The following is a 12863-nucleotide window of genomic DNA, read 5'->3' as shown; positions in this document are numbered from 1 at the left end:
AAAAACATTGGTTCCGTGGTGTAGGGGTTAACATGCCTGCCTGTCACGCAGGAGATCGCGGGTTCGATTCCCGTCGGAACCGTTTGGCTCGGTAGCTCAGTTGGTAGAGCAATGGATTGAAGCTCCATGTGTCGGCAGTTCGATTCTGTCCCGCGCCATACTGCGGGTGTAGTTTAGTGGTAAAACCACAGCCTTCCAAGCTGTTGTCGCGAGTTCGATTCTCGTCACCCGCTTTAGTTTTTATGGGCCTATAGCTCAGCTGGTTAGAGCGCACGCCTGATAAGCGTGAGGTCGATGGTTCGAGTCCATTTAGGCCCATTATTTTCATATTTTTACCTGGCCCGTTGGTCAAGCGGTTAAGACACCGCCCTTTCACGGCGGTAACACGGGTTCGAATCCCGTACGGGTCATCGAAGATACTTTTGAGAGTATCTTTTTTTTTGCTCTTTTTTACTAAAGTGGTTTGAATGATTTTTGTAGTGATCACCAAAAAAATAGATTTTTGGTCTAACTTTTGGGGGCGGTTCAGACTGCATAATCGACGTATTGCTCTTTTTTGGTATTCGACGAGAGCCATGAATGAGTTTGAACTGAATTTATGCCAAGTGAAAGCGAGTTGTTTTTATATTTTTTACTAAAAAAACTATTTAAATAGCTTGCTCATATCCGCTTACAGCACTTTGGTCATAGCTACTAGTTTGATATGAGGTGATTCTTATGGCGAGCTAAGATGTTATGAAAAAGCACTTTTTCGTGATTTCAAAATAAGTGGGAAAAATTTAAATGCGGAAATACTATACTCTTAGAGGTGGATGAGTATGTAAATAATAGAATCATTGGAGGTAGCATAGTGAATGAGGTAACTAGAGAAACGAGTGGAAATAAAAATGATTTTATAAAAAGATTAGACATGTTAGCGACGACATTATCATTAAACGAAGATAGAAAGTTAATTTCACTAGAAAAATATAGGTTGCTTTTTTCGACCTACAAAAAAATGATCGAGACCGATGTTGACCATTTTTTTTTAGAGAAACAAAAACAATCAAAAGTGGTTGAGTCATTGCAACGATCACAGGATTTTCTTACATACAAGAATCATACCTTGCTTTGGGAGGCTTTTGGAAAAATGAGGAGCGATGATCCAACTGATTTTATGCTTTTTTCCGTATTGACGAATCTAGTTGAAGATGAACATGTTTCTCCACAGTTTTTTGGATTGATTGTTTATAAGAAAGAAAATAAGTTGATTGTGGTCAAAGTAGATAGCGAAGAACAGTTCAGTAGTGGTCAAGTATCTTATGCGAAGATTCCAGTAGCAAAGGCAGAAATGCTAAGTAAAATCATTTATTTTGAACGGGACTCTTTAAATCCCAGACCATTTTCTTTACTTAAGGACATCGAGTTGCTCTCTGAGGGCTTCCAAGTAATCCCTGCTTTAACAATAGGAAGACAAGGAATGGATCATAGCAAAACGAAGGAAGTGGAAGATACATTAAAAGTCCTATTGTTTCATTGCAGAACCGATATCTTTTCATTGGATACTGCTGGAAAAGTAACGCCTGTATGGAATCCTTTTGTCAATCAGGCGAATCTAGAAATGCGAAAAAGATTTCTTGAAGCAGTAAAAGGAGAGAATAAAACGTGGAATGAAGTATTTGATCATGTTTTTGACTATTACTTATATCGGATAGGGGAGAAGAGGATAAATCCACTCTTACCGAGTAATAACCAACATGAATGGTGGAACAGAAGTATACAAAATATTTTTGCTAGGGACCCTTATATCCTTACAATGATCGCTACAAATGGAAAAGATCAAACCTCAAACGAAGCAATCCTAAAAAATAGACTTGAATGGGCAGTTCAGCCGACAGCGTTACTGTATGATCAAGTGCTTACTCAAGTCAAATTCAAAAAGTTAACAGAAACACTCTATCTTGATGGAATAATGATGCAGATGTATGAAGATCGGTTAACAATGATCAAAAGTCCTGTAGCAAAAGAAATGACAAAACGTATCCTTTCAAGGTTGGATGACCGATATGACGATATCAACAGCGAAATAAAACGGCGGATTATGATGCAAAGAAAGCAGTCCGATTTGAAAAGAGAAAGTCAATGGCAAAAGGTTCTACCAATGAACTTAGAACAAAAAGATCGGAGTAATTTTATTAAAAAAGAAGAATTGAAACAAAAGCAAAAACAGGATTTTACAAGAAGGATGGACATGCTCGCTTTAACGTTATCGTTAAAAAGAAATGATGATAGTTTTCTTTTTCCAGAGGTTTATGAATTACTTTTTTCGACCTATATCAAAATGATCGAAACTGATAAAGATGGTTTTTTTATCGATGAAAAAAGGCAAGCAAATATTATTGCTTCTTTAAACCAATCAAACGAACTGAATCAACTAAAACAGGCAAATAGTATTCAAAGTATGTTGGAAAAATTACGAAATAATGATTCAACCGACTTTTTACTGATTCCAGCTTGTTTTAAGATGCTAGATCCGGTAAGAAATGGACACATATCAGGTTTGATTGTATATAAGAGAGAAAATGAGTTCATGGTGATGCAAGTAGATAAAGAAGAAACACTGAAAACTGGTGCTTTATCTTACGTTAAAATACCGATGGATAAAATCCAAGAGTTCAGCCGAGTGCTGTTCTCTGCGCGAGATTTTTATGAATTTAAACCCTATGGGATATTAAAACGAATCGAATCACTCTCACATAGATTCAAGGAGATCCCAACGATAAAACTCGCACCTCAAACAACAGGTAATTGTGGGATCATTGAAATGGAAGCTGCACTAAGAGTGGCATTGTTCCATTGTAAAAAAGATCTATTTGATTTACAGCTATCGGATCGAATAACGCCTAAATGGAATACGGAAGTGCAAGACCTCGCATCTTTAGAGATGAAACGTCGATTTGTTGAAGCCATGAAGGGAGATAATCAAGAATGGAACTTAAATTTTGACTATCTCTTTGGGTATTATATTTATCGAAAAAATCAATCGAAACAAAGTGAGGCAGGAAATGGAGATTTACATAAATACTCTCGCTACGGAGATATACGCATCTTATTTGGTAATGATCTTTATATTGATGAAATAATGAATAATGGGGGGAGAATCCCGCTTATTTTTGATTGCTTTCTGAAAGGAAAAATCATACAATCTGTGGGACCAACAGGTACATTATTAGGCAAAGAAATCTGCGTGATAGCAACCTCTGATTTATACAAAGAATTGCAAAGCAACGTCAATGAACTAAAAATGCTAGAAGAAAGACTGCCATATATCAAGATCCCAGTAGCAAAAGAAATGGCTAAATATTTTATTGCTTGCCTTGTAGAAAAGAATAAAGAAATAGAAAGTCACATTTGCGAACGGATTGGCATCGAATCCAAAACATGTTCCTATCAGGTAGAGAGTCAGTCAACCGTCGATTCGTTTGCTAAAGTTTCTCAATCCCAGCTGACGCCTGCTGGAGTCGCAACAGGTGCTTCGGCTCCTTTGACCAACCAATTTGCTACAATGATTCATCGCAGCAAACAGGCATCGGCGGTCAAAAATCAATGTTCCGTTAGTAAGAAAACCAAATGTAAAAAGCAAGTCACGGTGACAAAATAATCAAAAGGATAGGCAAACTAGTATAATAAAAGATAGGTAAAAAGCTTTTGCGTCAGCTTGCTAACTCAGTTGAGGTTAAATGTCGCTTATTATTGAAAGTTGCCATTTTTTTTCTAAAGAACTACGAAAAAACGAGCGTAAAATCTGTTTATCTGCTATACTTGACTCGTTGCAAGTTCCCGAGAGGATCCGTACGAACGGAGATGCCTTGTAACCGAATTTAACTAGGGGGAATCATAATTATGGTAGAAAGACATTTATTTACATCAGAATCTGTTTCAGAAGGACATCCGGATAAGGTCGCTGATCAAATCAGTGATGCGATTTTAGATGCGATCCTAGAACAAGACCCAAATGCAAGAGTAGCTTGTGAGACGTCTGTAACGACGGGGCTAGTTTTAGTATTTGGCGAAATCTCTACAACAGCATATGTGGATATCCAAAAAGTAGTACGTGAGACAGTCAAAGAGATTGGTTATACTCGTGCAAAGTTCGGCTTTGATGGTGACACTGTAGCAGTATTGGCAGCAATTGACGAGCAGTCACCAGATATCGCTCAAGGGGTGGATGAAGCACTTGAGATCCGTGACGAAAAAGAAAGAGATTTATTAGATGAAATCGGCGCTGGTGACCAAGGATTGATGTTTGGTTTTGCAGTGGACGAAACACCAGAATTGATGCCATTACCAATTGCCTTAAGTCATCGCTTAGTACGACGTTTAGCTGAATTGCGTAAATCAAAAGAATTAACATATTTGCGCCCAGATGCAAAATCACAAGTCACTGTAGAATATAATGACCAAGGACAACCAGAAAGAGTTGATACGATCGTTATTTCGACACAACATGATGATGCAGTTGATAATGCAACGATTCGTCAAGATGTCATTGAAAAAGTGATCAAAGAAGTTATTCCAGCAGAACTACTGGACGAACAAACAAAATATTATATTAACCCTACTGGACGTTTTGTGATCGGCGGACCTCAAGGAGATGCTGGATTGACAGGACGAAAAATCATTGTTGATACGTATGGTGGATATGCCCGTCATGGCGGCGGTGCTTTCTCTGGGAAGGATGCAACGAAAGTTGACCGTTCAGCAAGTTATGCGGCACGTTACATTGCGAAAAATATCGTAGCAGCAGGACTTGCTCGTAAAGTAGAAGTCCAATTGGCTTATGCAATCGGTGTCGCTCAACCTGTTTCGATCTCAATCAATACCTTTGGAACGGCAGAAGTGCCAGAAGAAGCGTTGATTGCTGCGGTAAGAGAAAACTTTGACTTACGTCCTGCGGGAATCATCGAAATGCTTGATTTGCGTCGTCCAATCTATAAACAAACAGCTGCATATGGTCATTTTGGACGTACAGATGTTGACTTGCCATGGGAAAAAACGGATAAAGTAGATGCATTAAAAGCTAGTTTAGCTAAATAATTTATGTTTGAATTGAATGTGTTCGCTGCGTGTGACGCACATCAAATGTAGACCAGTAAGCCGGGATATTCGAAAGTAGCTTATGCTACTTTTAGAGTATTTTGGCTTTTTTAGCAGAGTCGAAGTTTATTAGGCAGATGATGCCATTTAAATAACGGAAGTTACGATAAGGAGTGGGCTTGAGAATGGAAAGAAAAACAAACGTGAAAGTCGTAACGATCTGCGTGTTCATCGCTACATTTATGACGGCGATTGAGGGGACAATCGTTACGACTGCAATGCCAACGATCGTTGGTTCACTGCACGGCATGGAAATGATGAACTGGGTGTTTTCGATTTATTTATTGACGAATGCCATGTTGACACCCATCTATGGGAAACTTGCAGATAAAGTTGGAAGAAAACCGATTTTTATTTTCGGTACGCTATTATTTATTATCGGTTCACTTTTTTGTGGGCTTTCTCAATCTATGCTTGGCTTGATTATTTCGCGGGCAATTCAAGGGATGGGTGCAGGAGCAATGATGCCAGTCGCATTGACGATCATTGGCGATTTATACACGATTGAAAAACGAGCAAAAGTGTTAGGGTTGAATAGTTCAGCTTGGGGAATCGCTAGTGTGTTTGGTCCATTAGCTGGTGGGTTTATTGTAGAAGCATTGAGTTGGCACTGGATTTTCTTCATCAATGTGCCGATCGGGTTATTACTGATGGTGCTGATTTGGCTCTATCTCAATGAACCAAAAACAACTCGTGAAGCGAAACCAATGGATCTTAAAGGTAGTTTTAGTTTGATGTTTACGTTGGTTTTGCTGTTACTAGGTTTTCAATTACTAGGTGATCAAGGGCTGACACCATTTGTGTTGGGATTATTAATAGGTAGTGTTTTATTCTTTTTCTTATTCCTGTTCGTCGAAAAACGAGCAGAAGATCCTGTCATCATGCTTCACCTATTCAAAAACCCGCTTTTTGTCGTTGTGAATGCAGCAGCAGCTTTAGCAAGTGGTTTTTTAATGGGGATCGATGTCTATATCCCAATGTGGATGCAAGGAGTATTAGGACTTAATGCGGCAATTGGTGGATTAGTTTTGGCACCACTTTCTCTTGTTTGGATGGTTGGTTCGTTCTTAGCAAGTAAGTGGATGACCCAGATGACCACCTATCGAGTGTTACGTATCGGGTTGTTCATCACCATTGTCGGTGGTGCAGGACTTTGGCTGATGCCATTTCAAAGTAATTTTTTATGGTTCTTTCTGATTTCAACGATCATCGGTGTCGGCTTAGGGATCACAATGACAACATCGACTGTCAGCGCACAAAACAGTGTGCCTTCAGAACAAATGGGTGTTGCCACTTCGTTTAATACGTTAGTCCGCACCATTGGGCAAACAGTGATGGTCGCAGTTTTTGGATTATTGATCAACCGGGTCACGCAAGCTGAACTTGCTGCCAAACAATTGACAGACGATCCGGACATCATGAACAAATTAGTCAATCCACAAACAGCAAAAATGATTGACGCAGAAATATTAACACCATTACGAGAAATTTTGTATCATGGGTTACACCAAGTCTATCTGGTAGGCTTATTATTAGTCATCATCGCGCTAGGGCTAACATTTTTAATTCGTCAAAAAAATGCTACAATAAAAGAATACAAGTAAATTTACAGATTGTTGTCAGAAAAACGATCTGAATAAAGTAAAGAAGGCGAAAAACATATGGCATTTATCCAAGCAAATGTTTATTCAAACGTATTAGAAATGGAAGTCAATCTAAATGTGATCTTACCTCAGACAACCAAAAAAGTGATTGGGACAAGTACGTCGGCAAATCTGACGGATGTTCCAGTGCTTTACCTGTTACATGGTATGGGAGGTAATCATAGTGTTTGGCAACGGCGGACTTCCATTGAAAGATATGCGGCGGATTACGGGTTAGCCGTCATCATGCCATCAACGGATTTAGGTTGGTACACAGACACAACGTATGATATGAAGTACTGGACGTTTATCTCAGAAGAATTACCAGAAATCTGTCACGAATTGTTCCCACAACTGACAACGAAAAGAGAAAAAACGTATGCAGCCGGTCTTTCAATGGGTGGATATGGTGCGTTGAAATTGGGGTTAGCAAAGCCCGAACGTTTCTCAGCTATTATTTCTCTCTCAGGTGCGGTGTCGGTTGGTAATCGAATGGACGACTTATTGATGATCCGTCAAGCCAAGTTCTGGGAAGGAATTTTTGGTCCACTAGATAGCATCCAAGGTTCAGTAAATGATCCAGCTTACCTTGTTGAAACCTTAGCAAAAAGTGACAAAGAACCACCACGTATGTATCTTGCTTGTGGTGAATCCGATTTTCTCTATCAAGCCAACCAAGAAATGGCAGAAATTTTAAAAGAAAACAACATCGATGTGACATTTGAACATGGTCCTGGGGAACATGATTGGATTTTTTGGGATCAATGGATCCAACGAGCGCTCGCTTGGTTGTTCAACAAAAGGAGCTGACACCGTATGGAAGAAACAAAGTATTGCAAAGACTCGATGGTTATCCAAACACATCGGATCTTTCCCTTTGATTTGAATCCATTTGGGTATCTTTTTGGAGGGAAACTAATGGCAATGATCGATGATGCAGCATCGATTTCGGTCACCCGTCATTGTCGCAGAGGGGCAGTCACTGCTTCTTTAGATAGTTTGAATTTTTTGAAGCCTTTGCATGAAAATCATTCCGTTTGTGTGGAATCTTATGTGTCTGGTGCCCATAAGAAATCAATGGAGGTTTTTGTGAAGATCATCGGTGAAAATTTAACGACAGGTGAACGCTATTTGGCTGCTACTTGCTTTACGACATTCGTTGCGGTTCCTTCACATATGAACCTTGAAAAAGAATTTACGGTGCCACATGTCATTCCTGAAACCGAGGAAGAGCAATTAGTTTGCAGTGGGTACGAGGAACGCCGTGCTACAAGACAGAAAGAAAGAACAGCCTATAAAGAATTTGCCGCTAGTTTATCTTTAGATCTCCCTTGGACAAGAGAACGAGAATAAGTCTACTTATGAATGGTAGAAGAAATGCAGAAGTGATCGATCAAGATCACTTCTTTTTTATTGTGGCGAGCAAGATAGGTGCTAAACGGATTGGAAATAAGCATAATAAAGAAGAATTCTATAACGTACCTTTTATAGTGAGAGGAAGATAAACTCAAGAAGAAAGAAGGTGTATTTAAAAACAGATAATTTAAAGTTTCTTTCTATTATAAAAGTAGTTCCAGCGTTAAAAAATTACAGGTTGATTTCTTTTTTCAAACATGGTAAATTGTTAGTCGGTCTATTTTTACGAATTATAAAATAGGACGATTTATTATAAAAAAAGAGAGGTGTAAGTCACAAATATGAAGCTTATTTTAAAACATGCAAAAAACTATCGATTAGCTGTTTTTGTTTCTTTGCTTTCTGTCGCACTTATGGTGACAGCTACGCTTTGGCAACCTAAGTTGTTGCAACAAGTATTAGAAGCAATCATTACAGAAGACAGCGATGAAATGCGCACGATTGGCATTTCTTTGATTAGTTTAGCACTCCTAGGTTTAGCAGCTGGAGTCACGAACACGATATTTTCTGCTAAAGTCGCACAGGGTGTCAGTGCAGATATCCGGGAGGAAGCGTTTCGCAAGATCCAGACCTTCTCATTTGGTAATATTGAACAGTTTTCTGCTGGAAATTTAGTGGTGCGCTTAACGAACGATATTACGCAGATCCAAAACTTAGTTATGATTTCTTTGCAATCTTTGTTCCGTATCCCGTTTCTGTTTATTGGTGCATTTATTCTTGCGATGGCAACAATGCCTCAGTTGTGGTGGATCATCGTTCTTTTGATCGTTACTGTATTCTTGATCACAGCACTGTCCTTTACACGTATGGGCAAGCACTTTATGATCATCCAAAAACTGATCGATAAAGTTAATAGTATCGCAAAAGAAAATCTAATGGGGATTCGAGTAGTCAAATCGTTTGTCCAAGAAGAAAATCAGTTGAATGAATTTAGTAAAGTCAGTGAAGATTTAACGAAGCACAATATCATTGTTGGAACATTATTTTCAGTCATGATCCCCTCATTTATGTTAGCTGCGAACTTAGCTGTGGTGGGAGCAATCTTCTTCGTCAGTGATCTTGCAAAAGATGATCCAACCCTGATTGGTGGTATTGCTTCATTTATGAACTATTTGATGCAGATCATGATGGCGATCATCATCGGCGGTATGATGATGATGATGACCTCAAGAGCCGCTGTTTCCTTAAAACGGATCAAAGAGATCTTAGATACTGAACCAGATTTAACTTATCTAGATGTACCTGAACAAGAATTGACTGGTTCTGTTCGTTTTGAAAACGTGTCTTTCCGTTATCCTGGTGATGATGCAGATACACTCAAAAATATCACTTTTTCGATCGAGCCTGGTGAAATGGTTGGTATTGTTGGGGCAACTGGAGCAGGAAAGTCAACTTTAGCACAATTGATTCCACGCTTGTTCGATCCAACGGAAGGGAAAGTAGAAGTTGGTGGTGTTGATCTACGACAAGTGAATGAACATAGTTTAAGAAAAACCGTCTCGTTTGTTTTACAAAAAGCGATTCTTTTTTCAGGCACGATTGCCCAGAATCTACGTCAAGGGAACAAGAATGCAACAGAAAAGGATATGGAAAATGCTTCTTCTATCGCTCAAGCCAAAGAATTTATCGAGAAATTAGCTGATCGTTATGAAGCACCAGTCGAAGAACGTAGTAGTAACTTTTCTGGTGGACAAAAGCAACGTTTATCTATCACACGTGGTGTGATCGGTCAGCCAAAAATCCTGATTCTAGATGACAGTACCAGTGCATTAGATGCCCGTTCAGAAAAACTGGTTCGCGAAGCCCTTGATCGTGAGTTAAAAGACACGACAACGATCGTTATCGCTCAAAAGATTGCTTCTGTTGTCAAAGCAGACCGCATCTTGGTACTAGATGAAGGAAAACTAGTGGGTGAAGGAACGCATGAAGAACTCGTTGCAAACAATCAGGTATATCAAGAGATTTTTGAAACTCAAAAAGGAACGGAGGAGTAGCCATGACTGATTTGATTAAAGCAAGTAAGTTTTTCTATCATTATTTAAAGCGGTACAAGGTTTCCTTCTTCTTTATCTTTATTACTGTGATTGCAGCAACTTACTTACAAGTAAAAGCACCTCAATATATCGGGGAAGCTTTCCAAGAATTAGCAAATTATATTACTGCTTTGATGCAAGGTGTCGATGATAAAAGCAATTTCCTTTCGATTATTTGGAAGCTTTTGATGTTTTATGTTTTAGCCAGTGCGGCAAATTTTATTTACAGTATTTTATTTACACAAGTGGTCGGGAAATCAACGAACCGGATGCGTATTGGTCTATTCAATAAATTAGAAAAATTAACGATCCGCTTTTTTGATTCCCATCAAGATGGGGAGATTCTTAGTCGCTTCACTAGTGATTTGGATAATATCCAAAATAGTTTGAACCAAGCACTTCTTCAAGTGATCACGAATGCGGTTCTATTAGTTGGTATCTTGATCATGATGTTCCGCCAAAATGTCCAACTTGCTTGGGCGACGATTGCTTCTACACCGGTCGCGATTTTGATTGCTGTCCTAGTCATCCAAAAAGCCCGCAAATATGTCGATATCCAACAAGATGAAGTCGGTAAATTGAATGGTTATATGGATGAAAAAATCAGTGGGCAACGCGTGATCATCACGAATGGTCTGCAAGAAGAAACGATCGAAGGTTTCTTAGCTCATAATCAAACTGTTCGTGAAGCAACATTTAAAGGACAAGCATACTCAGGGTTACTTTTCCCAATGATGCAAGGTATGTCTTTAGTCAACACAGCGATCGTGATCTTCTTTGGTGGCTGGTTAGCGTTGAATGGTGATTTGGAACGTTCAGTAGCGCTAGGATTAGTAGTTACTTTCGTCCAATATTCCCAACAATATTATCAACCATTGATGCAAATTTCTTCTGGCTACAGTATGATCCAGTTAGCGATCACTGGAGCGCGAAGACTGAATGAAATGTTTGCTGAAAAAGATGAAGTGAAACCACAAAACGGCAAACCGTTTGCGGGGATCGAAAAGGGCTTATCATTGACGAATGTTGATTTTGGCTATAGTCCAGAGAAATTAGTCTTAAATGATGTTTCCATTGATGTGAATAAAGGCGAGATGGTTGCTTTAGTAGGCCCAACTGGTTCAGGTAAGACAACGATCATGAACTTGTTGAATCGCTTCTATGATGTGAACGGTGGCTCTGTGAGCATTGACGGAACAGATATCCGCGAGTATGATTTAGACGAATTGCGTCGACATGTCGGCATCGTTCTACAAGAATCCGTTCTATTTTCTGGCACGATCCGAGACAATATTGTCTTTGGTAAACCAGATGCAACGGATGAAGAAGTAGTTAGCGCAGCGAAACAAGCAAATATCCATGACTTTATCCAGACGCTCGAACATGGCTATGATACCCACGTCTCTGAGGAAAATAATTTGTTCAGTACGGGGCAAAAGCAATTGATCAGTATCGCGCGAACAATCATCACGAATCCAGACTTATTGATTTTAGATGAAGCAACAAGTAACGTGGATACAGTAACTGAAGCAAGAATCCAAAAAGCAATGGATGAAGCGATCAAAGGTCGGACAAGTTTCGTGATCGCCCATCGCTTGAAGACGATCCTGAACGCTGATCGCATCGTTGTTTTACGTGATGGCAAAGTGATCGAAGAAGGAAACCATCATCAATTATTAGCAGAAGATGGCTTCTATGCAGAGTTGTATCATAATCAGTTTGTGTTTGAATAGGTGGTGGGAGAGAACGAATGTCTCACTCCCGTCATTGTGTAACGAATGTTCAAATGGAAGTCGAAAAACACCAAATCAAGAAGCCCTTGGTTTGGTGTTTTTCATGTCATGCAGTCTGATTGGCGTGTTTGGATGAATCCAAACATGAACCTTGAAAAATTAGCAAGGCTCCCGTACTTATGTAACAAAAGTTATGGCAAATAGTTTTCAGTTATTAGAAAGTGAATCTGTGATTTCTTATTAAGTCAGGTCAATGATTTTAGAAATCATCACTATGCAAAATAAAAAGAACTTAGTCAAGTATTCCTCATGATAATCGTTTGATCAATAGAAGTGACGATGAATTTCTATTCTAAATACACAGACACACTGGAATATTAATTGTATTATAGTATAATTTATTCAACAAAGAACAGGTTCATATTACGACCAAAAACCACTAGCTGGCGGGCTAGTGGTTTTCTTTTACGTTTCAATAGGAATTAACGGGTAGGTTTACTGTCTTTTTTTGGCAATTCTACAATCAAACCATTTGCAGATGTAATGAGCGGTTACTTCTGCCGTGATTACAAAGATAAAATCAAAGAATAGATTCATGAGTACATCTTACTTCCCTTGTCCGAAACAGACAGAAATAATTTTATAGCACATTTGAGATCTCCAATTTTAGATGAGGTGGCTATTCGTTTATTGAGGTGAGGTAGTTTTTTATAAAAATAAATCAGAGAATATATAGTATGAAATTTTTTTTTAAAGAAAAAAGAAAAATTTCCCGATATTCTAAAGTTGATATAATTAATTATAGCAGAATAACTATTAATACATCATTTAGTTGCATGCCCATGCATAATGAACTCATCCTAACTTCACTTGCATATAAATATGAAGACTGCATGTCATAC

7 protein-coding genes, 5 tRNA genes and 1 riboswitch are annotated in these 12863 nt (G+C 38.8%); all 12 genes read left to right on the top strand.

Annotated features, from left to right (window positions below):
* Positions 1–9: 9 nt before the first annotated feature.
* The 12 genes from ACH0AK_RS13580 (at position 10) to ACH0AK_RS13525 (ending at position 11961) form a co-directional block, all read left to right on the top strand.
* Positions 10–82: transfer RNA gene (locus ACH0AK_RS13580), tRNA-Asp, on the top strand.
* A gap of 3 nt (positions 83–85) precedes the next feature.
* Positions 86–158: transfer RNA gene (locus tag ACH0AK_RS13575), tRNA-Phe, on the top strand.
* A 4-nt stretch (positions 159–162) separates the two neighbouring features.
* A tRNA-Gly gene (locus tag ACH0AK_RS13570) sits at positions 163–233 on the top strand.
* A gap of 11 nt (positions 234–244) precedes the next feature.
* Positions 245–318: transfer RNA gene (locus ACH0AK_RS13565), tRNA-Ile, on the top strand.
* Between the two features lie 20 nt (positions 319–338).
* Positions 339–410 (top strand) — tRNA-Glu (locus ACH0AK_RS13560).
* Positions 411–850: 440 nt separating this feature from the next.
* Complete coding sequence (locus ACH0AK_RS13555; RefSeq protein WP_137072945.1) at positions 851–3640, top strand: hypothetical protein; 2790 nt, start codon at positions 851–853, stop codon at positions 3638–3640.
* Positions 3641–3804: 164 nt separating this feature from the next.
* Positions 3805–3885: riboswitch (SMK box riboswitch) on the top strand.
* Complete coding sequence (gene metK, locus ACH0AK_RS13550) at positions 3883–5076, top strand: methionine adenosyltransferase (RefSeq protein ID WP_010734128.1); 1194 nt, start codon at positions 3883–3885, stop codon at positions 5074–5076. It overlaps the preceding riboswitch by 3 nt.
* A 185-nt stretch (positions 5077–5261) precedes the next feature.
* Positions 5262–6740, top strand: a complete 1479-nt coding sequence (locus ACH0AK_RS13545; RefSeq protein ID WP_065096702.1) for an MDR family MFS transporter — start codon at positions 5262–5264, stop codon at positions 6738–6740.
* A 57-nt stretch (positions 6741–6797) separates the two neighbouring features.
* On the top strand, positions 6798–7589 hold the full coding sequence (locus ACH0AK_RS13540; protein WP_023520489.1) for an alpha/beta hydrolase: 792 nt from the start codon (positions 6798–6800) through the stop codon (positions 7587–7589).
* A 6-nt stretch (positions 7590–7595) separates the two neighbouring features.
* On the top strand, positions 7596–8132 hold the full coding sequence (locus ACH0AK_RS13535; protein WP_010734132.1) for an acyl-CoA thioesterase: 537 nt from the start codon (positions 7596–7598) through the stop codon (positions 8130–8132).
* Positions 8133–8476: 344 nt separating this feature from the next.
* The gene (locus ACH0AK_RS13530; protein WP_062806054.1) at positions 8477–10189 is read left to right on the top strand and encodes an ABC transporter ATP-binding protein; all 1713 of its coding nucleotides are present in this window, start codon (positions 8477–8479) and stop codon (positions 10187–10189) included.
* 2 nt (positions 10190–10191) lie between these two features.
* Complete coding sequence (locus ACH0AK_RS13525) at positions 10192–11961, top strand: ABC transporter ATP-binding protein (RefSeq protein WP_023520486.1); 1770 nt, start codon at positions 10192–10194, stop codon at positions 11959–11961.
* The last annotated feature ends 902 nt before the right edge of the window (positions 11962–12863 follow it).

The sequence above is a fragment of the Enterococcus pernyi genome, from assembly GCF_045371165.1.
Classification (GTDB): domain Bacteria; phylum Bacillota; class Bacilli; order Lactobacillales; family Enterococcaceae; genus Enterococcus_B; species Enterococcus_B pernyi.
The sequence above is the reverse complement of the archived record's forward strand: the minus strand, read 5'-3'. Positions and strand labels throughout refer to the sequence as shown.

Excerpts from the sequence above, each read along its gene's own strand:
- ACH0AK_RS13525 (WP_023520486.1), top strand. The coding sequence starts at position 10,192 with ATGACTGATTTGATTAAAGCAAGTAAGTTTTTCTATCATTATTTAAAG.
- ACH0AK_RS13540 (WP_023520489.1), top strand. The coding sequence starts at position 6,798 with ATGGCATTTATCCAAGCAAATGTTTATTCAAACGTATTAGAAATGGAA.
- ACH0AK_RS13535 (WP_010734132.1), top strand. The coding sequence starts at position 7,596 with ATGGAAGAAACAAAGTATTGCAAAGACTCGATGGTTATCCAAACACAT.
- ACH0AK_RS13545 (WP_065096702.1), top strand. The coding sequence starts at position 5,262 with ATGGAAAGAAAAACAAACGTGAAAGTCGTAACGATCTGCGTGTTCATC.
- ACH0AK_RS13530 (WP_062806054.1), top strand. The coding sequence starts at position 8,477 with ATGAAGCTTATTTTAAAACATGCAAAAAACTATCGATTAGCTGTTTTT.
- metK (WP_010734128.1), top strand. The coding sequence starts at position 3,883 with ATGGTAGAAAGACATTTATTTACATCAGAATCTGTTTCAGAAGGACAT.